General features: G+C 71.0%; 19 protein-coding genes. 9 read left to right on the top strand and 10 right to left on the bottom strand.

What is annotated here, in order from left to right; genetic code table 11:
- Positions 1–25: 25 nt before the first annotated feature.
- The 10 genes from pstA to AB0M63_RS17035 all read right to left on the bottom strand — a co-directional run bounded on the left by pstA (position 26) and on the right by AB0M63_RS17035 (position 11,303).
- A complete protein-coding gene (pstA, locus tag AB0M63_RS17080) occupies positions 26–1,087 on the bottom strand; it encodes a phosphate ABC transporter permease PstA (protein ID WP_355909848.1) in 1,062 nt (353 codons plus the stop codon).
- Positions 1,084–2,094 carry a phosphate ABC transporter permease subunit PstC gene (pstC, locus tag AB0M63_RS17075; RefSeq protein ID WP_355909851.1) on the bottom strand — a complete coding sequence of 337 codons (1,011 nt, stop codon included), beginning with the start codon at positions 2,092–2,094 and terminating at the stop codon, positions 1,084–1,086. The genes pstA and pstC overlap by 4 nt, the downstream gene beginning before the upstream one ends.
- 108 nt (positions 2,095–2,202) lie before the next feature.
- On the bottom strand, positions 2,203–3,333 hold the full coding sequence (gene pstS, locus AB0M63_RS17070; protein ID WP_355909854.1) for a phosphate ABC transporter substrate-binding protein PstS: 1,131 nt from the start codon (positions 3,331–3,333) through the stop codon (positions 2,203–2,205).
- Between the two features lie 229 nt (positions 3,334–3,562).
- Entirely contained in the window at positions 3,563–3,976 is a 414-nt protein-coding gene (locus AB0M63_RS17065) for an NUDIX hydrolase (RefSeq protein ID WP_355909857.1), read from the bottom strand.
- Between the two features lie 53 nt (positions 3,977–4,029).
- The gene (locus AB0M63_RS17060) at positions 4,030–5,121 is read right to left on the bottom strand and encodes a CHAD domain-containing protein (RefSeq protein WP_366019897.1); all 1,092 of its coding nucleotides are present in this window, start codon (positions 5,119–5,121) and stop codon (positions 4,030–4,032) included.
- On the bottom strand, positions 5,102–7,471 hold the full coding sequence (locus AB0M63_RS17055; RefSeq protein ID WP_355909863.1) for an RNA degradosome polyphosphate kinase: 2,370 nt from the start codon (positions 7,469–7,471) through the stop codon (positions 5,102–5,104). The genes AB0M63_RS17060 and AB0M63_RS17055 overlap by 20 nt, the downstream gene beginning before the upstream one ends.
- Before the next feature lie 149 nt (positions 7,472–7,620).
- Complete coding sequence (locus AB0M63_RS17050) at positions 7,621–8,574, bottom strand: hypothetical protein (RefSeq protein WP_366019896.1); 954 nt, start codon at positions 8,572–8,574, stop codon at positions 7,621–7,623.
- Positions 8,571–9,599: an ABC transporter permease gene (locus tag AB0M63_RS17045; protein ID WP_366019895.1), complete on the bottom strand. Its 1,029-nt coding sequence runs from the start codon at positions 9,597–9,599 to the stop codon at positions 8,571–8,573. The genes AB0M63_RS17050 and AB0M63_RS17045 overlap by 4 nt, the downstream gene beginning before the upstream one ends.
- A gap of 427 nt (positions 9,600–10,026) precedes the next feature.
- Positions 10,027–10,920: an ABC transporter ATP-binding protein gene (locus tag AB0M63_RS17040; protein WP_355909872.1), complete on the bottom strand. Its 894-nt coding sequence runs from the start codon at positions 10,918–10,920 to the stop codon at positions 10,027–10,029.
- On the bottom strand, positions 10,917–11,303 hold the full coding sequence (locus AB0M63_RS17035; RefSeq protein ID WP_355909875.1) for a GntR family transcriptional regulator: 387 nt from the start codon (positions 11,301–11,303) through the stop codon (positions 10,917–10,919). Before AB0M63_RS17035 ends, AB0M63_RS17040 begins: the two co-directional genes overlap by 4 nt.
- Before the next feature lie 124 nt (positions 11,304–11,427).
- Here AB0M63_RS17035 and AB0M63_RS17030 point away from each other — a divergent pair, with 124 nt between their 5' ends.
- From AB0M63_RS17030 to AB0M63_RS16990, 9 genes are all read left to right on the top strand, one after another.
- A complete protein-coding gene (locus AB0M63_RS17030) occupies positions 11,428–11,988 on the top strand; it encodes an RNA polymerase sigma factor (RefSeq protein ID WP_355909878.1) in 561 nt (186 codons plus the stop codon).
- Positions 11,985–12,821 (top strand): zf-HC2 domain-containing protein, encoded by an 837-nt coding sequence (locus AB0M63_RS17025; RefSeq protein WP_355909881.1) that lies wholly within the window; start codon positions 11,985–11,987, stop codon positions 12,819–12,821. Before AB0M63_RS17030 ends, AB0M63_RS17025 begins: the two co-directional genes overlap by 4 nt.
- Positions 12,822–12,903: 82 nt before the next feature.
- The gene (locus AB0M63_RS17020; RefSeq protein WP_366019894.1) at positions 12,904–13,764 is read left to right on the top strand and encodes an ABC transporter ATP-binding protein; all 861 of its coding nucleotides are present in this window, start codon (positions 12,904–12,906) and stop codon (positions 13,762–13,764) included.
- On the top strand, positions 13,761–15,287 hold the full coding sequence (locus AB0M63_RS17015) for an ABC transporter permease (RefSeq protein ID WP_366019892.1): 1,527 nt from the start codon (positions 13,761–13,763) through the stop codon (positions 15,285–15,287). The genes AB0M63_RS17020 and AB0M63_RS17015 overlap by 4 nt, the downstream gene beginning before the upstream one ends.
- A gap of 8 nt (positions 15,288–15,295) precedes the next feature.
- Positions 15,296–15,964 (top strand): ABC transporter, encoded by a 669-nt coding sequence (locus AB0M63_RS17010; RefSeq protein ID WP_355910276.1) that lies wholly within the window; start codon positions 15,296–15,298, stop codon positions 15,962–15,964.
- 117 nt (positions 15,965–16,081) lie between these two features.
- Positions 16,082–16,423: a hypothetical protein gene (locus tag AB0M63_RS17005; RefSeq protein ID WP_366019891.1), complete on the top strand. Its 342-nt coding sequence runs from the start codon at positions 16,082–16,084 to the stop codon at positions 16,421–16,423.
- Positions 16,420–17,046 (top strand): hypothetical protein, encoded by a 627-nt coding sequence (locus AB0M63_RS17000; protein ID WP_366019890.1) that lies wholly within the window; start codon positions 16,420–16,422, stop codon positions 17,044–17,046. The genes AB0M63_RS17005 and AB0M63_RS17000 overlap by 4 nt, the downstream gene beginning before the upstream one ends.
- A gap of 6 nt (positions 17,047–17,052) precedes the next feature.
- Positions 17,053–17,709: an RNase A-like domain-containing protein gene (locus tag AB0M63_RS16995; RefSeq protein WP_366019889.1), complete on the top strand. Its 657-nt coding sequence runs from the start codon at positions 17,053–17,055 to the stop codon at positions 17,707–17,709.
- Between the two features lie 27 nt (positions 17,710–17,736).
- On the top strand, positions 17,737–18,402 hold the full coding sequence (locus AB0M63_RS16990; protein ID WP_355909896.1) for a contact-dependent growth inhibition system immunity protein: 666 nt from the start codon (positions 17,737–17,739) through the stop codon (positions 18,400–18,402).
- Positions 18,403–18,592 lie beyond the last annotated feature (190 nt).

Below are 18,592 nucleotides of genomic sequence, written 5' to 3'. Positions count from 1 at the left end.
CCCGGCGGAGCCGGAAGTTGTCGCCTTAGCGACCGGTCTTGGGGGCCTTCCAGCGGGCGATGCCGCGAGCCACCAGGTTGAGGATCATCACGAAGGCGATCAGCGTGAGCGAGGCGGCCCAGGCACGGTCGAAGGCCGCACCGGAACCCGAGCTGTTCGAGAACTGCTGGTAGATGTACAGCGGCAGAGACTGCTGCGCACCCTCGAAGGGATCGTTGTTGATGAAGGAGTTGCCGAACACCAGCAGCAGCACGGGCGCGGTCTCACCGGCGATACGGGCGACCGCCAGCATGATGCCGGTGGTGATGCCGCCGATCGCGGTCGGGAGGACCACCTTCAGGATCGTGCGCCACTTCGGGATGCCGAGCGCGAGGGAGGCCTCGCGCAGCTCGTTCGGGACGAGCTTGAGCATCTCCTCGGTGGAGCGGACCACGACCGGCATCATCAGGATGGCCAGGGCGCAGGAACCGGCGAAGCCGAAGGGCTCCATGTCCCACATGAGCATGAGGGACAGGATGAACAGGCCCGCGACGATCGACGGGATGCCCGTCATGACGTCCACGAAGAACGTGACCCACTTGGAGAGGGCGCCCCGGCCGTACTCGACCAGGTAGATCGCGGTGAGCACCCCGATCGGGGCGCCGATCAGGGTGGCGAGGCCGACCTGCTCCAGGCTGCCGATGATGGCGTGGTAGATACCGCCGCCGGGCTCGGTGTCGGCGACCACGCCCATCGAGTGGGTCAGGAAGAAGATGTCGAGGACCTTCACGCCGCGCACGATCGTCGTCCACAGGAGGGAGACGAGCGGGACGACGGCGAGGAGGAAGGCGACCCAGACGATGCTGGTGGCGATCCGGTCCTTGGCCTGACGGGGGCCCTCGACGCGTGACGCGATGACGTACGTGCCGACGACGAAGAGGATCGCCGCGATCAGACCCCACTGGATCTTGCTGTCGAGGCTGCCGACCAGGCCGATGAGGACGGCCAGCACGATGGAGCCGCCGGCGATCGCGTACGGCGACCACTTGGGGAGCGTCGCGCCCTGAAGGGTGCTCACGGGCTTGTCGGCTACGGCTGCGTGGCTCATGCGTTGGCCCCCGAGTACTCCGCGCGGCGGGCGATGATGAGCCGGGCCGCGCCGTTGACCAGCAGGGTGATGACGAACAGGACGAGACCGGACGCGATGAGCGCGTCCCGGCCGTCCGCCGTCGCCTCGCTGAACTTGCTGGCGATGTTCTGGGCGAAGGTGCCGCCGCCCGGGTTGAGCAGGCTGCCGTGGATCAGGAAGTCCGGGGAGAGGACGGTGGCGACGGCCATCGTCTCGCCGAGCGCGCGGCCGAGGCCGAGCATCGATGCGGATATCACGCCGGAGCGGCCGAAGGGGAGCACCGCCATGCGGATGACCTCCCAGCGGGTGGCGCCGAGGGCGAGGGCCGCTTCCTCGATCATCTGCGGGGCCTGGCGGAAGACCTCGCGGCTCACGTTGGTGATGATCGGCAGGATCATGATCGCGAGCAGGATGCCGACGGTGAGCATCGAGCGGGGCGCGAGGCCGTCCCAGGAGAAGAGCCCGGTCCAGCTGAAGTAGTCGTTCAGCCAGCCGTAGAGCCCGACCATGTGCGGTACCAGGATCAGGGCGCCCCACAGGCCGTACACGATGGACGGTACGGCGGCCAGCAGGTCGATCACGTAGGAGACCGGGCCGCGGAGCCTGCGCGGGGCGTAGTGCGTGGTGAACAGGGCGATGGCGACCGCGATCGGGACCGCGATGACCATGGCGATGATCGAGGACACCACGGTGCCGAACGCCAGGACGGCGATGCCGAACTTCGGCGGGACCAGGTTGGTGTTCCACTCGAAGGTGGTGAGGAAGTTCGCGTGGTCCTTGCTGATCGCGAGCGAGGCGCGATAGGTGAGGAAGACCGCGATGGCGGCCATGATCACCAACAGCAGGATGCCCGACCCGCGGGAGAGACCGAGGAAGATCCGGTCACCGGGTCGGGTGGCGCCACGGGCCGCGCGCTTCTGCTCGGCGGTGGAGGGCTCGGGGGTGGGGGGAGGCGCTTCTGCGGGGTTCTTTGTCGATATATCCATGGAGATTCTCCGGTCTGCGGGTCCGCACAGGCTGTGTGCGGTCCGTGGCGGCGGTGCACCGGACGGTGCGGCCGGGTCCCTGGAGCGGGACCCGGCCGCACACTCGGACTAGCTGATGCTCGCGATGGTGCTGCGAACCTTGGTGATGATCGCGTCGGGGATCGGCGCGTAGGAGTTCTCGGAGAGGACCTTCTGGCCGTCCTCGCTGGCGATGTAGGTCAGGAACGACTTGGTGGCGGCCAGGGTGTCGGCCTTGTTGCCCTTGTCGCAGACGATCTCGTACGTGACGAGGACCATCGGGTAGGCGCCGTCGGCCTTGGTGGTGTAGTTCAGCTTCAGCGACAGGTCGGAGCCGGTGCCGACGACCTTGGCGTCGGCGATGGCCTTGGTGGCGCTGTCGGTGCTCGGGGCGACCGGCGCGGAGGCGCCGGTGTCGATGCTGACCGCCTTCATGCCGTCGGTGACGTACGACAGCTCGAAGTAGCCGATGGCACCGGAGGTCGCCTTGACCTGCTGGGCGACACCCGAGGACTGCGGAGCGGACTGGCCGCCCTTGGCCTGCCAGGCCTTGCCGCCCGTGTAGGGCCAGTTGGCGGCGGTGGTGCCGAGCAGGTACTTGGTGAAGTTGTCCGTGGTGCCGGACTCGTCCGAGCGGTGGAACGCCTGGATCTTGAGGTCGGGCAGCGTGGCGGACGGGTTCAGCTTCTTGATCGCCGCGTCGTTCCAGTTGGTGATCTTGCCGTTGAAGATCTTGGCGATCGTCGCGGCGTCCAGGACCAGGTTGGAGACACCCGGGACGTTGTAGCCGAGGGCGATCGGGCCGCCGACCATCGGGAGGTCGATGCCCTGACCGCCGGAGCAGACCTTCTTGGAGGCGGTGACCTCTTCGGGCTTCAGCGCCGAGTCGGAGCCGGCGAAGGCGAGCTGACCCTGGTTGAAGGAGGTCACACCGGCACCGGAGCCGCCGGCCTTGTAGTTGATCTGGACGCCACAGGCCTGGGTGAACTCCTTGACCCAGGCGGCGATGGCGTTCTTCTGCGCGGACGAGCCGTCGGCGAGGAGCTGCTGCCCCTTCTTGGCGTCGCCGCACTTGACCGCGCTGGCGTTGGTCGACGAGGAGCTGCTGCTGCTCGCCGAGCCGCCGTTGTCGTCCGAGCCGCACGCCGTGAGGGCCAGGGCGCCGGAGACGGCGAGAGCACCGAGGGTGAGGGCCCGCCGGTTCATGCGCTGAAGCTTCACTGAGGGAGTTCCTTCCAGGAGCCGCCGTCCTGAATTCCGGCGGCGTGCGAAGACGAAGACTGGGTGATGCGGGTACGACCCCCGGGTCGGCGGTCCGCATCGCGTAAGGCCGAAATTAGGCAGAACAGGTGAAGGCGCCTATGGGCATAAGTGAACGGAGGGTGAACCCCTGTGGGCGGTGTGGTTAGGTCACGGAACGCTCACGTCGAGGACACGAGGTGATTCCGGACTATGCCAGCCGCAGCGAGGTCAGCAGCGCGTCCACGAGGGCGCGGTCCCTCGGCTGGGTGAGGCGGTCGCGGGCGGCCGTGGGCGGGAGCCACAGGATCCGGTCGACCTCGGTGTTCGGCGCGAAAGCGCCCTCGCCTGCCTCGGCCGCCCAGTAGCGGACCTGCTTCGGCCGCCCGTTCGCGAGGTAACGCGCGGTGGGCAGCACGGCACCGGGTGTGGTCGCGTACCCGGTCTCCTCCGCGACCTCGCGCCGGGCGCCGGTGAGCGGGTCCTCGCCGCGTTTGAGCTTGCCTTTCGGGTGGGACCAGTCGTCGTATTTCGGACGATGGACCAGACAGATTTCCAGCCCTCCGTCCATCGGGGAGCGGCGCCACAGGACGCAGCCGGCCGCCTGGACGGTGCTGTCGTTCATGGGAGCAGTCACTGGTCGTTCACCGTCTCCTCCACGCGGGTCGGTTCAGGGCGTCAGGGTGTGCCCACCGCCTGCTTCTGCCACGACCGCTGGAAGGCGAACCTGGCCGCCTCCACCTCGTGGCGCTGGTCGGCGTGCAGCACTCCGAGCGCGTACGCGGTCGCCGGGGCGATACGCGGGGTCCGGGCCGCCGCCGCGGCCGCCGCGGCGGCCTCCGAGGCGTCCCGGTGCAGATTGAGGGCCTGGCCGGCCGCCAGAAGGCGTACGTCCGTCGGTGCGCCGTCCGGGCGCAGCACCTCGCCGGCGTAGCGGTGCAGGCGCAGCAGCAGCCGGACCTGGTGCCAGGGGCCGTCCTGGGGGTGCGGGGCCGGGTCCGGGGAGAGGCCGTGGATCAGGGCCTCCGCGTTGTACGGATGCCCGGCGGTGACCAGGGGCAGCGCGGTGACCGCGTCCGTGAGGCGCTCCCCTGCGGCGGCGGCCAGCGGGCGCAGGTCGGCCGTGGCCGCGGCCGGGGTCAGCGGGACCTCGCTGGCCAGCACGGCGACCTTGTCGGCGACCGCGTGGAAGCGGGAGGAGCCGAGGGCCTGGAGGGCGGTGGAGTGGGCCCGGGTCCTGGCCAGGGTGAGCTGGCGCTCCAGCAGGGCACCCGCCTTCGCCGCGCCCACCGTGAGGTTGCCGCGCTCGGCGGTCGCCGTCGCCGCCGGAACGGGTCCGGTGCCGGTGGCGCGGCCCGCGCCGGTGACCCGGCCGCCGACCGCGGAGGCCACCGACTGCACGGGGAACGCGGCCGAGCCCGAGAGCCGGTGCAGGGCCAGCAGCAGCCGCTCCAGCCGGGCCGCGCAGGCGTGCTCCAGGGCCAACGTGCCCGACAGCCACGCCAGTTCGGGGCGCATCTCCTCGGACCAGTCGGCGTCCAGGAGCGGCCGGAAGGTGTGCAGGCTGCCGCTGATCCGGCGGGCCGAGTGGCGCAGGGCGCGCGCCGCGTCGACGGACTCCTCCGTGCCGTTCTGGCCGCCGCCGGTCTCCCGGTGCAGCCGTAGCGCACGGAGGAACTCCGTGGCCTGGCCGCGCAGGTAGCCCGCGAGGGCGTCACCTGTCACGGCTCCGGCCGTGGGATCCGTCGGGTCAAGGTGTTGCTGTGCCACGCCGGCGCCTCCGGGCGTCTATGAGCATCTCCTGGACGTTGCGCAGGGGTTGGCCTTCCGCGTCGGTCGCGTGCCGGGTCCACTCGCCGTCCGGGCCCAGGTGCCAGGAGGAGGTGGTGTCCGACATACCGGTTTCCAGCATCCGGTTGAGCGCGGCGCGGTGGGCCGGGTCGGTGACCCTGACCAGGGCCTCGATCCGACGGTCGAGGTTGCGGTGCATCATGTCGGCGCTGCCGATCCACACCTCGGGCTCGCCTCCGTTGCCGAAGCCGAAGACCCGGGAGTGTTCGAGGAAGCGGCCGAGGACGGACCGTACGCGGATGTTGTCGGAGAGCCCGGGGACGCCGGGCCGCACCGCGCAGATGCCGCGGACCCACACGTCGACCGGGACGCCCGCCTGGGACGCGCGGTAGAGGGAGTCGATGATCGCCTCGTCCACCATCGAGTTGACCTTGATGCGGATGAACGAGGGGCGGCCGGCACGGTGGTGCTGGACCTCCTTGTTGATCCGGGCGATCAGGCCGTCGCGCAGGGACTTGGGGGCGACCAGCAGCCGGCGGTAGGTCTCGCGGCGCGAGTAGCCCGAGAGCCGGTTGAAGAGGTCCGAGAGGTCGGCGCCGACCTGCGGGTCCGCCGTCAGCAGCCCGAGGTCCTCGTAGAGGCGGGCCGTCTTCGGGTGGTAGTTGCCGGTGCCGACGTGGCAGTAGCGGCGGAGCGTGTCGCCCTCCTGGCGGACGACGAGCGAGAGCTTGCAGTGGGTCTTGAGGCCGACCAGGCCGTAGACGACGTGGCAGCCCGCCTCCTCCAGCTTGCGCGCCCACTTGATGTTGGCGTGCTCGTCGAAGCGGGCCTTGATCTCGACCAGGACGAGGACCTGCTTGCCGGCCTCGGCCGCCTCTATCAGCGCGTCCACGATCGGGGAGTCGCCCGAGGTGCGGTACAGGGTCTGTTTGATGGCGAGGACGTCGTCGTCGTTGGCCGCCTGCTCCAGGAACCGCTGCACGGACGTGGAGAACGAGTCGTACGGGTGGTGCAGCAGCACGTCACGGTTGCGCAGGGCGGCGAAGATGTCGGGCGCGGACGCCGACTCGACCTCGGCCAGGTCGCGGTGGGTGCCCGCGATGAACTTGGGGTACTTCAGCTCGGGCCGGTCCAGGCCGCCGATCCGGAACAGGCCGGTGAGGTCCAGCGGGCCCGGCAGCGGGTAGACCTCGGCCTCGCTGATCTTCAGCTCGCGCACCAGCAGGTCGAGCACCTCGCGGTCGATGGACTCCTCGACCTCCAGGCGCACCGGCGGTCCGAAGCGGCGCCGCATGAGCTCCTTCTCCAGGGCCTGGAGCAGGTTCTCGGCGTCGTCCTCCTCGACCTCCAGGTCCTCGTTCCTGGTGAGCCGGAACGCGTGGTGCTCCAGGACCTCCATGCCGGGGAAGAGCTCCTCCAGATGGGCGGCGATGACGTCCTCCAGGGGGACGTACCGGCCCGGGGAGGCCTCCAGGAAGCGGGAGAGCAGCGGCGGCACCTTGACGCGCGCGAAGTGGCGGTGGCCGGTGACCGGGTTCCGTACGACGACCGCGAGGTTCAGCGAGAGTCCCGAGATGTACGGGAAGGGGTGCGCGGGGTCGACGGCCAGCGGGGTCAGCACCGGGAAGATCTGGTGCCGGAACAGGGTGAAGAGGCGCGCCTGCTCCTTCTCCGTCAGCTCGTTCCAGCGGACCAGGTGGATGCCCTCCTCCGCGAGCGCGGGGGCGACGTCCTCGTGGTAGCAGGCGGCGTGCCGGGCCATCAGCTCGCGCGAGCGGGCCCAGATCATCTCCAGCACCTCGCGCGGCTGGAGACCGGACGCGGAGCGGGTGGCGACACCGGTGGCGATACGGCGCTTCAGGCCGGCCACCCGGACCATGAAGAACTCGTCCAGGTTGCTGGCGAAGATGGCGAGGAAGTTCGCCCGTTCGAGCAGCGGGGTGTTCGGGTCCTCGGCCAGTTCCAGGACCCGTTCGTTGAACGCCAGCCAGCTCCGCTCCCGGTCCAGGAAGCGGCCCTGCGGGAGCTGGGGCCCGTCGTACGGCGACTCCTCGTATTCGTCGAGGTCGGCGTCGATGTCGGGTTCCAGGTCGGAGACCGCCGCCGACACGGTGTGCGGGCGGTGGGCGGCTATGGAGCCCACGGAGGGCTGCGCGTGCTGGACCTGTGCCTGGGCGTTGGGCTGGCTGCTCATGGACCCATTCTTCCGCGCCACGGGCGATACGGGCGCGTCGGAGAGTGCCGGAGGGAGCGTGAGCGCGAGAGGAGAGGCTCCGTTCCCTCCGTTTCCCTCGGGCGGCGGCGAAGGCTCGGGCGCGGCGGGCTTCATTCGCCGAGCGTCGCAAGCCCGTCTGAACCGATGGTTACGGCGACATGGCGTGCGGGATATCGGGGAGCGGCTCCCGGGGGTCTACGGCGCCAGAAGCAACGTAAACGAACGTAACGGATGCCCGGGAGCCACCGGGAGGAGGGATCCGGTCAGGCGGTGCGGCGGCGCAGGACCGTGAAGGCGGCGGCGAGGAGGAGGGCGGTGGCGGCCAGGAGGATGCCGGTCTCCACGAGCTGGAGGGGCCAGAAGTGAGCGGCGGGGTGGTAGTGGCTGAAGTAGCCGGTGATGTCGTGCTCCTTCAGGCAGCGCGTGCTGTTGCCGCATCCCGGGTCGGCGATGTGGGCGCCGGTGGAGGTGACGGCGCCCTCGTCGCCGAGGAGGACGTTCGACGGGGCTCTGGGGCCGTTGGCCAGCGTGCCGAGGCTGGTCGACTGGGCCCACAGGTGCGGGCGGGCGGCGAACAGACCGGCGACGAGCGCCGCCGTGACGACGATCCCGGCGCCGAGCGCGGGCAGGGCGCGGCGCAGCAGCAGGGCGGCGAGGGCGCCCACGGCGAGACCGAGCAGGACATGGGCTACGGCGACCGGGCCGTCGGCGTTGTAGGTCGCGTCGTTCCACCAGTTCCAGGCGACGGGCACCTTGTTGGCGTCGAACAGCAGCCGGTGCAGCAGTACCAGGACCGTGGTGCCGGCGGTGAGCAGCGCGCCGGGCACGGCGAGGGTGCCGGCCAGCCAGCGGGCCGGAGGGATGGACTGGGTCCAGGCGAGGTGGGCGGTGCCGCTCTCCAGCTCGCGGCCGACGACCGCGCCCGCCCAGGCGGCGGCGAGATAGGGGAGCACACCGATCGCGATCTCGGCGGCGGTGTACGCCAGTTCGTAGAGCGAGACGGCGGCGCTCCAGTCGCAGCCGGTGGCGGTGCAGGTGTTTTGCAGTGCGGCCCGGGCGGCGCTCGCTCCGGGCCCGTAGGCCCACAGCAGGATCCCGGAGACGCCGGTGACGACGACCGCCCAGAGGACCAGCGGCCCGCGTTGCAGCCGCAGCATGGTGCGCCAGACGCGGACGGGTCGCGGGCGGACGGTCAGCGGGATCGTCTGCGCGCTCATACGGCGGACTCCTTGCGGGCGGGCACGGAGACGGTCCGGCGCTGGAGGATCTGGAACGCGGCCACGGTCAGGGCGGCGGCGACGGCGAGGACGATCGCGGTCGAGGTCAACTGGAGTGGCCAGTAGTGGGATTGGGGGTGGTAGTCGTTGAAGTAGCTGACGGCGTCGAGCTTCGCGTAGACGTCCTTGCACGGCAGGTAGGTGACGCTGCCGCAGTCCGGGTTGTGGATACGGGCGCCGGTCGAGGTCAGCAGTCCTTGCGTGACGCTGATGCCGTTGCCGGTCGGACGCTCGTGGCTGAGGCCGCTGACGTGGGTGACGGTGGGCCAGAGGCGGGGTGTCACCCGGTCGATGGCCGCCCACAGGATGCCGGTGGCGCCCAGTCCGCCGACGAGCGAGCTGAGGGCTTCGCGCCGGGCGAGACCGATGAGGGCGCCGGCGGCGAGACCGGCGAGGGCGAGGGCGACGACGATCGTGCCGTTGGCGGCGTAGGTCCCGGTGTCGTACCACCGCTTGGCGGTGTCGATCCGCCCCTGCCCTGCGGACCAGGCCCAGTGATGCAGCGCGACGAGCAGCCCCGACCCTACGGCGACCAGGGCGGCCGGGGCGGTCAGCTTCGCGGCGAGCCAGCGGGCCGGGGAGATCGACTGGGTCCAGGCCAACTGGGCGGTCCCGCGCTCCAGTTCACGCCCGATCAGCGCGGCACCGGACCAGGCGGCGACCACGAACGGCAGGACGAGGACGGCGACGGTCGTGTAGGTGTACCAGTCCTTGTACCGGCCGATCGCGTCCTGGTCGTAATGGCAGGAGCTCGTTCTGCAGGCGTCGTACTGCTTCCACGCGTCGGCCGAGGCGTCCGTGAGCGGCCCACCCAGCCACAGCAGCAGCCCACCGAGGACCAGCACGAGCCCTACCCACACCAGCAGGGCCGGCCGATGCAGCCGCACGAGCCAGCGAACGAGGTCGAGGGTGCTGGATCGCCGGGTGGGTGCGGGCCGGGTGGTGGGCGTTGTGAGGGCGGTCATGCGGAGCGCTCCGGGATCAGGGGGTTCGGGGTGCGTGGGTGGGAGGGGGCCGATGGGTGTTCGGCGGGTGGTCCTGGGCGGGCGGGTCGGTGTGCCGAGTGGTGGGGCGAGGTGTCGCCGGGTGGGGCAGTGGGGTGGGCCGGTGGTCGGTGGCCGGGCGTGCGGGGGCGGCGGGGACCGGTCATGCGGGTCTCTGCCGGGTGGGGATGCGCGGGTGGGAGAGGGTCGGCTGGTTTTTGGCGGGTGGGTCGGTGTGCCAGGTGGTGGTCGGGGGCCGGGCCGGTGGAGGCGGTTGGGTCGGGCACTCCCGGGGCGTGAGGGTTCGGGGTGCGTAGGTGTTCCGCGGCCGGGTCGGTGCGCCGGGTGGTGGCGTGTGGTGCGGCCTGGTGGTGGCTGGTGGCCGGGCGGGAGGGGGTGGCGGGGGCGGTCATGCCGCGCTCTTCCGGATGCCGGCGTGGGCCGTCGTCGTGTCGGCCTCCGGGTTGCGGAGGTAGGAGAGGACCAGTTCCTCCAGCGTGGGTGGGGTGGTGCGCCAGTCGGTGGGGAGGGGGGCTGCCGGGCGGAGCAGGGCGGTGAGCTGGCGGCCGGTCGTGCGGGACTCGACGACGGTGTGCGGGGCGAGGTCGGTCTGCGCGGGGGCGGACACGCGCGCGTGGGCGGCCAGCAGGTCGTCGATCGGGCCGTCGACGCGGACCTGGCCGCCGCCGATCAGCAGCAGGTGGTCGCAGGAGTCCTCCAGCTCGGCCACCACGTGCGAGGACATCACGATCGTCGTGCCGAACTCGGCGGCCTGCGCCATGAGCGTGCCCATCATGTCGTGCCGGGCCAGCGGGTCCAGGTCGGCCGTCGGCTCGTCCAGGAGCAGCAGTTCGGGCCGCTTCGCCAGCGCGAGGGCGAGCGCGACGCGGGTGCGCTGACCGCCGGAGAGGGCGCGGATGCGGGACTTCGGGTTCAGGCCGCCGTCGGCCACGATCCGCTCGGCGACGGCCGCGTCCCAGCGGTCGGTGTTGAGGTCGGCGCCCATCGCGAGCGTCTCGGCGACCGAGAGCTGCGGGTAGAGCGGCTTGTCCTGCGCGACGTAGGCGACCCGTTCGCGGGCGAGGCCCGGGCGCTCGCCCAGGACGGATATCTCGCCCTCGGTGGGGGCGAGCAGGCCGGCGGCCAGGGCGAGGAGCGTGGACTTGCCCGCGCCGTTCGGCCCGACGACCGCGCAGACGCGCCCGACGGGCAGCCGGAAGGCGCAGTCCCGCAGCGCCCACCCGCCCCGTCGCCCGAACCGCTTGCCGAGCGCGGCGGCCTCTATCGCGGCGGTGCCTGTCATGAAGGTTCTCCTTGGAAGTGCTTTTCGAGTACGGCGGTGAAGAGCGCGGCGATGTCCTCCCGGCCGAGTCCGGAGGCCCGGGCCCGCTCGGCCCAGTCGTCGAGCTCCAGCCGCAGGGGGGAGTCGGCGGGGGTGGTGCTCAGGCTCTTGCGGACGAAGGTGCCGAGGCCGCGGCGGGCCTCCACCAGTCCCTCGCGCTCCAGCTCGCGGTAGGCCTTGAGGACCGTGTTCGGGTTGATGGCGGTGGCCTCGACGACCTCACGGGCCGTCGGCAGTTTGTCGCCGGGCTCCAGCATGCCCAGGCGCAGCGCCTGCTTGGTCTGCTGGACGATCTGGACATAGGTGGCCACGCCGCTGTGCCGGTCGATGCGGAAGTCGACCACTGGGGTTCCACCACCCTTTCACTAATTGAGTAGTGAAAGGGTGGTGGAAGGAGATGCGGAAAGTCAAGACGGATCCGCATGCTGATCCGTGAACCGATCGGTGGGGCTCGTGCGATGAGGAGACGTGAGCGAAACGGGAACCGATGGAACCGGCGCAAGCGACGGTGACCTGCTGCGGGCCATCGCGACGCGCGGCGACCGACGCGCGTTCGAGGAGCTGTACCGGCGGTACGCGCCATGGCTGACCGCGCGGCTGCGCGGCCGGTGCGCCGACGCCGGGATGGTCGACGACGTCGTACAGGAGACGTTTCTCGCGGTGTGGCGGGGCAGTGCCCGCTACCGCGAGGACGGCGATGTGGCCGGGTGGCTGTGGCGGATCGGGTCGCGGCGGCTGATCGACGTGCTGCGCGGCGACGGAGCGCGCGGCCGGCTGCGGCAGGCGCTGGCGCGGCTGCGGCACCGCGACGAGGTGTCGGCGGAGGAACGCGTGCTCGCGGGGGTTGAGCACGGAGACCTCGCTGGCGCCCTGGTCCGGCTCTCGCCGGAGCTGCGGGCGGTCCTCCAGGCCACCGTGATCGACGGGCTGACCACCCGGGAGGCGGCCGTCCTGCTGGGCATCCCGGCCGGCACGGTCAAGACGCGGGCGATGCGGGCCCGCAAGCAACTGCGGGAGGAGCTGGCATGACCTGGCACATGGCCGAGGACGACGTACGAGCCTATGCGCGGGGCGAGTTGGCAGCTCCGCTGCTCTGGTCCGCCGACACCCATCTCGCGCGGTGCGCCGAGTGCCGGGCCCTGCTCGCGACGGTCACCGACCCGGTGGCGCTGGACGCGGGCTGGGAGCGGCTCGACGCCGAACTCGACGCGCCCAAACGGGGGTTGATGGAGTCGCTGCTCGTGCGGTTCGGCGTCGCCGACCACACGGCACGGCTGCTCGCGGCGACACCGGTACTGCGCCGCTCGTGGCTCGGCGCGGTCGTCGCGCTGCTCGTGATGACCGTGCTCGTGACCAACTCCCTGAAGAACACCGGGTCCCCGAGCCTCTTCCTGGGGCTCGCCCCGCTGCTCCCGCTCGGCGGCGTCGCCCTGTCGTACGGCCCGAAGTTCGACCCGACCTACGAGATGGCCGTCGTCGCCCCGCTGCACGGCTTCCGCCTCCTGATGATCCGCACGGTCGCCGTGCTGGTGGCCGGCCTCGGCCTCAACGGCCTGGCGTCCCTTGCCATGCCCGCGTACGGCCTGGCCGCCCTCGGCTGGCTGCTGCCCGCACTCGCCCTGACGTCGACCGCTCTGGCCCTGACCACCCGCCTGGGACCGGTCCTCGCGCCGTCGCTGGTCGGCGGTGGCTGGGTGGCGTTCCTGCTGGTGGCCCAGAACGTGCACGGCGGCACACTCGCGCCGTTCACCGCGGCCGGGCAGGGAGTGGCCGCCGCGGTGGCCGCGCTCGCGGCCGGGCTCCTCTATCTGCTCCGGGACCGCTTCGACACGAGGCCGGCCGCCTACGGCCCCCTCGCCTGAACCTCCCGAACCCTCGATCTCTCAACCCTTCGATCTCTCGAACTCTGAACCTCTCTCCCGAACCCTGACTGGAGTTCCGCACATGACCACCACCGTCTCCGCGGCCGGGCTCAGCCTGCGCTACGGCACGACGCACGCCCTCGACGACGTGTCGCTGCGGCTCGGCGAGGGCGTCACCGGGCTGCTCGGCCCCAACGGGGCAGGAAAGACCACCCTGTTGAGGGTCCTGGCCACCGCGCTGCCCGCCGACTCGGGCACCTTCGGCGTGCTCGGCCACGACCCGTCCACCACCGGCGGACGGCAGGAGGTGCGGCGGGTGCTCGGCTATCTGCCGCAGACGCCCGGCTTCCACCCGGACTTCACCGCCTTCGAGTTCGTCGACTACGTCGCGATCCTCAAGGAGATCACCGACCGCGAGGCACGCCATCGCGAGGTGCGGCGGGTGCTGGAGGAGGTCGACCTCTCCGACGTACGCGGCAAGCGCATCAAGAAGCTGTCGGGCGGGATGCGGCAGCGCGTCGCGCTCGCGGCGGCGCTCGTCGGCGACCCCGGTTTCCTGGTCCTCGACGAGCCGACCGTCGGCCTGGACCCCGAACAACGCATGCGGTTCCGGGAGTTGATCGCGCGGGCGGGCGAGGGCCGCACAGTCCTGCTCTCCACCCACCAGACCGAGGACGTCGCGATGCTCTGCAACCGGGTCATTGTCATGGCCGGCGGCACCATCCGCTTCGAGGGCACCCCGGCCGAGCTCACCGCCCGGGCCGAGGGCCGGGTGTGGAGCGGCACGGAGCGCGACCCCGCCGCGATGGCGGGCTGGCGCACCGGCCTGGGCGCCTTCCGCAACGTGGGCGACCCGCCGCCCGGCGCCCAACTCGTCGAACCGACCCTGGAGGACGGCTACTTGATCACCCTCGACGGCATGGCCGCGGAGGTGGCGGCATGAGCGCCGTACTCGACAAGGCACTCCCGGCCGAACGCACCGAGGACCAACGGCAGTCCTGGGCGGCGGTGTTCGCGCTGGCCCGCTTCGAGGCCCGCCAACTCCTGCTGCGGCTCCCGGTGTTGTTCATGTTCGCCCTCTACGCCGCCTATATCGGCTGGACCATGCGCAACGCCTGGACCAGCTACCCGGCGCTCCAGGACGTCGACCGCGCCACCCAGACCGGCCCGCTGCTGCCCGCCCTGGCCGTACTGCTCTGCGCCAACCAGGCCGTCCTGCGCTCCCAACGGCAGGACACCGACCGGCACTTCGCGGTCCTGATCCTCGAACCCTGGCGCCGTACGATCGCCTTCGCGCTGTCCGTGGTGCCGGTGGCCGTGCTCACCGCGCTGTTCGTGGCCGCGCAGTTCACCTGGGCGGTGCTGGCGCCCGGCTCGGTCGGCACCGGCTCGGTCGCCGAACTGCTCGTCGGACCGCTGACGGTGCTGCTCGCCGGGATGGGCGGGGTGCTGCTGGCCCGGGTGGTGCGGTGGCCGTTCGCGGCACCGATGCTCCTGGTGCTGGCGTTCATCGCGTCGACTTTCTTCGGCACGCTCACGGACGACTCGGACAGCAACGCGACGAGGTGGCTGGTCCCGGTCATCGGCGACGCGAGCAGCAAGCCGCTCCCCTCCGACCTGCTGGGCCGCCCCGCCGCCTGGCACGCCCTGTATCTGGTCGGTCTCGCGCTGACCCTGGCCCTCGCCGCGGTACTGGTCAACGGCGGCCGTACGAAGACCGTGGCGGCGGCGCTCGCCGTGGCGATCGGCCTGGGCGCGTGGGGCGCCGTCGGCCAGGCCGGCGAGGTGCCCGCGGCGACCGTCGCCGCCCGCAAAGTGGCCACGCTCACCCCGGAGAAGGTCCAGTCCTGCATCCGGATCGGCCGGTCGACGTACTGCGCGTTCCCCGAGTGGATGCCCCGTACCAGTACGTGGGCGAAGGTCACCGACTCCGTGCAGTCCCTGGCCGGCGGCACCGCCGCCCAGGAGAAGCTGCTCGTACGCCAGCGCATCGAGGCCCGCTACGGCGTGGACGGCGACGGCGCGATCTTGCCGTCCGCCGTGCCGTACCAGGTGACGGTCGGCACCCGCTGGGGCGGGTCGCGGGTACCGGAGTTCGCGGCCGCGGTCTCCTCCGTGCTGGTCACCGGCAGCGAGAAGGCGACCGAGTCCCTCTGCGACGGACGCACGGTCACCATCATGTGGATGGCCCTCGGCTGGCAGTCCGACCCGGTGGCCCAACTGCGCACGGTCCGGCTCGACGACACCGTGACCGGTCCCTCGACCGTCCTCTCGCCGACCAGCTCCTTCGCCATGACAGCCGAACAGACCACGGTCGTAAGGGAGTTGTTCACGGCCGGCCGGGCAGCGGTCGCCCCCAAGGTCAAGGCGCACTGGGCGGAGCTGACCGCACCCAAGGTGACCACCGCCCGCGTGGCCGAGCTGCTCGGTGTCAAGGCGCCGACGGGGGCGGACAAGTGCGAGTGAGTACAGAGATGTTGGGGCAGTTGGTGCGCCCGGTGCTGCGGGCGCTGCCCCGGCGGGCCCTCGGCGCGGGCACCGCCGCGGGACTGCTGCTGGCCTCGCTGCCGCGCCTGCTGGCGGACCATCCCAACCCGTGGACGGCGCTGCTCGTGCTGCGCGGCGCCGCGCTCGTCTTCGCCCTGGGCCTGACGTTCCTCCTGGACGACCCGGCCCGCCATGTGACCGCCGCGGTGCCGACCCGGCGCATGGTCCGCGGCGCCCTGCGCACCGCGCTGGTCGCCCCGCTCGCCGCACTGTGGTGGACGGCCGCCCTGTTGCTGATCCCGGCACAGGCCCGCCCCCCGGTCGGCGCCATCACCCTGGAGGCGGCCGCCGCCGCGGTCGTCGCCCTCGCCGCCTCCGCCACCGCCGTACGCCTCACCGACGAGCCGGAACCGGGCCAGCGCGTGGCCATCGCCCTCCTGGCCACATCCATGGCGGCGGCCCTGCTCCTCCCGGAGCACTGGGGCCTGTTCGCCACCCCGCAGGACAAGTGGTGGACCCCGGGCCACCAGCACTGGGCGCTCGTCCTGGCGGGCGCGGCGGCGGTGTGGGCGGGGTGCGGGCCGGAGCCGGTGCGGCGGGGGTGGTGGCGGCCGGGTGGGTCCGGGGTCCGTCCCCGAACCCAGGTCAGTGAGTAAGGTCACCGCGCCTGAAAGGATCTTTACTTTGCCTTTGCGTCGTGCGCGGTCGCGCATCAGGGTCGGCAACTAGCGTTGTGTGGCCGTGCAGTCGACGGAGGGGGAAGGCGCCAAGTCATGGGTGACAAGGGCGAGATACTCGACATAAAGATCGCCGACATCAAGCGGACCGCACCCCACTTCAGCGACCAGAGCGTTGCCCTCGCACACGCGCTCACCAAGCTGAAGACCGCACTGTCGGCCGCCGGTAAACCCTGGGGCGACGACGACCAGGGCACCGACTTCCACAAGGCGTACGGCCCGCACGTGAAGCAGCTCCAGCAGTCCACGCAGATCCTGGTCGACGGCCTGGCGAGCATCCACGCGGCGATGACGGACATGGCGGACGGCCATATCGACAACGAAGAGCTGGTCCGCGCGATGTTCAGCAGGATCGACGTCCCGCACGACGCCAAATGAGCATCGCCGACAAGGCCCGCAAGGTCGTCCAGGACGTCACGGGCATGTGGTGGCCGGACGCGGACGAGGGCGGACTGCGGGACGCCGCGAAAGCGTGGCGGGACTTCGCCGACGATGTCGAGGACGTCACCGCCGCGGCCGACAAGGCGGCCCGCTCCCTGATCGAGAACAACAAGGGCGAGGCGATCTCCGCCTTCGACGACCCGTTCTGGCGGCGCTACTACTACGACAAGCACGGCTGGCTCAAGGATCTCTCCGACGCGGCCCGGGACATGGCCAAGGCGCTGGACGCGTACGCGGACGCCGTGCACGGCGCGAAGAAAAAGCTCGAACACGAGCTGGAGATCGTCGGCGCGACCATCGTCGCGGGCACCGCGCTGGCCATCTTCACCGCGGGCATCTCGGAGGGCGCGGCCGTGGCCGCAGCGGCGACGGTCACCGAGCTGGCCGGCACCCTGGGCGTCGCGGTCTCCACCGAGATCGCCACCATCGCGGGCACCACACTGGCCACGGCCGCCTTCGCCGGCGTCGAGTCCATCACCGTCGACCTCGCCGTCACCCAGCCGATCGCCATGGCGACGGGTGAGCAGGACGGTGGGCTCAGCCTTGATGAGGCGCGGTAGGCGGGGGTGTACGGGGCGCTCACCGGCGGTTTGCTGGGCGGGGCGGGCGCGACCTACAAGGCCGTGAACAGCGCAGGCGGGATGACCGAACTGCTCGGCGGCGTACGGATACCTGGCTTGGAACCGCAGATCGCGATGGCCGGTGGTGGATCGACGAGCCTCGACGACCTCGGCTTGCTGATCAAGGGCGACGGGGAGAGCAATGCCTGGCCGCGCAGCAAGCGCAAGGGCGCGCAGAAGCCGAAATACGGGGCGGACCTGGCAGGTGACGAAGGGAAGGGGACGCCCGAGAGTCACTCCCACACGCTGGAGAAGCACGTCGACGTCACCACCCAGGACCTCCGTGCCCGCCTACGCTCCGATCCGGATCTGGACGATGCCTCCCGGTACATCGACCAGGCTTCCGCTCAGAAGCACAGCCAGACAGTGATGCTCAAGCAGCAGAAGCAGATCGAGGACTGGCTCAACAACGGCAAACCGACGGGGACGAAGGATTTCTCCGCCGAACTGGGAGAGCGCACCGGGCTGAGTATGTCCCGCACCAACTTCAAGAACGGGCTTCCCCCAGAATGGGTGACGGCAGCGAAGGTGGTCCTCAAGAAGGACCCCACCGCCCCGCTTGGCTACCGGGTCCTGACGTCCTATCCCGTCGCCGCCCCGTAACACCGCAACCAGACAGGCTCACAGCCCATGACGTCACCTCACGACCGTTTCACGGAACTGCACGTACTCCTGCAGGCATACGAATGGACTGGCGGCCACGCCTTCGACGACACGATGGAAGCACCGGGCGCCGGCCTCACTTCCTATCTGCGCGTCATCGCGCCCACCCCTCAGCGGGCCGCGGCCGCAGTGCGTGAGATCGACGACCTGCTCACCGTGGGCCTGTTCAGCGACGAGATCGCCGACGACGTCGACCTCCTGCCCCATCTGGAGCCGCCGACAGGTGCATCCGTCGAGGACTGTCTGCGCGTCGTCCGCCACCACCTCTGCCAGTTCCTCGCGAAACCGCCGACCGACGGTGCGGTGCCGCGCCCGCAGACCCGCTGGGAATGGCGTGAGCGATTCCCTGGCCTCTCCCACCTGCTGGGGTCGTACTTCCACCAGGACTTCTCCCGGGAATACGGATCACACGCCGAGGCCATCAATGACTATCTCGCCCAAGAGGCCCCGGAAGACCACCAGGCCGCGGCCCACGACATCGAGAGCTTCCTCGCGATGAACCCGACACCTGACGAACTGCAGCAAGCAGCTCGCGCCCTCGACCTGCGCATCCTGCCCCCGGCAGGGATCTCGCTCCGCCAGTGGCTCCTCGACATCCGGGGCATCCTCACCCACCACCGCCCCAACGCATAAGCCTGCTCGTGTTCATGGCCTCCCTGGTCTACTTCAAGAAGTTGTCCGAGCAGCCGGGCTCCATTCAGTACTCCTTCGGCGAGGACCCCGCGGATATGGACCGCACGCTCCCTGTTCGAGGAACGCGGACAATAGCCGCATCGGGGCATGAGCGTCAGCTGACGGTTCGCGCGTTCAGGGCGGAGTCGAA

It is taken from the genome of Streptomyces sp. NPDC051576 (assembly GCF_040681835.1).
GTDB lineage: Bacteria > Actinomycetota > Actinomycetes > Streptomycetales > Streptomycetaceae > Streptomyces.
Note: the sequence above shows the minus strand (reverse complement) of the source record. Positions and strands in the feature narration are given on the sequence as shown.

Excerpts from the sequence above, each read along its gene's own strand:
- pstA (WP_355909848.1), bottom strand. The coding sequence starts at position 1,087 with ATGAGCCACGCAGCCGTAGCCGACAAGCCCGTGAGCACCCTTCAGGGC.
- pstC (WP_355909851.1), bottom strand. The coding sequence starts at position 2,094 with ATGGATATATCGACAAAGAACCCCGCAGAAGCGCCTCCCCCCACCCCC.
- AB0M63_RS17065 (WP_355909857.1), bottom strand. The coding sequence starts at position 3,976 with ATGAACGACAGCACCGTCCAGGCGGCCGGCTGCGTCCTGTGGCGCCGC.
- AB0M63_RS17055 (WP_355909863.1), bottom strand. The coding sequence starts at position 7,471 with ATGAAGCCCGCCGCGCCCGAGCCTTCGCCGCCGCCCGAGGGAAACGGA.
- AB0M63_RS17050 (WP_366019896.1), bottom strand. The coding sequence starts at position 8,574 with ATGAGCGCGCAGACGATCCCGCTGACCGTCCGCCCGCGACCCGTCCGC.
- AB0M63_RS17045 (WP_366019895.1), bottom strand. The coding sequence starts at position 9,599 with ATGACCGCCCTCACAACGCCCACCACCCGGCCCGCACCCACCCGGCGA.
- AB0M63_RS17040 (WP_355909872.1), bottom strand. The coding sequence starts at position 10,920 with ATGACAGGCACCGCCGCGATAGAGGCCGCCGCGCTCGGCAAGCGGTTC.
- AB0M63_RS17025 (WP_355909881.1), top strand. The coding sequence starts at position 11,985 with ATGACCTGGCACATGGCCGAGGACGACGTACGAGCCTATGCGCGGGGC.
- AB0M63_RS17020 (WP_366019894.1), top strand. The coding sequence starts at position 12,904 with ATGACCACCACCGTCTCCGCGGCCGGGCTCAGCCTGCGCTACGGCACG.
- AB0M63_RS17015 (WP_366019892.1), top strand. The coding sequence starts at position 13,761 with ATGAGCGCCGTACTCGACAAGGCACTCCCGGCCGAACGCACCGAGGAC.
- AB0M63_RS17010 (WP_355910276.1), top strand. The coding sequence starts at position 15,296 with ATGTTGGGGCAGTTGGTGCGCCCGGTGCTGCGGGCGCTGCCCCGGCGG.
- AB0M63_RS17005 (WP_366019891.1), top strand. The coding sequence starts at position 16,082 with ATGGGTGACAAGGGCGAGATACTCGACATAAAGATCGCCGACATCAAG.
- AB0M63_RS17000 (WP_366019890.1), top strand. The coding sequence starts at position 16,420 with ATGAGCATCGCCGACAAGGCCCGCAAGGTCGTCCAGGACGTCACGGGC.
- AB0M63_RS16990 (WP_355909896.1), top strand. The coding sequence starts at position 17,737 with ATGACGTCACCTCACGACCGTTTCACGGAACTGCACGTACTCCTGCAG.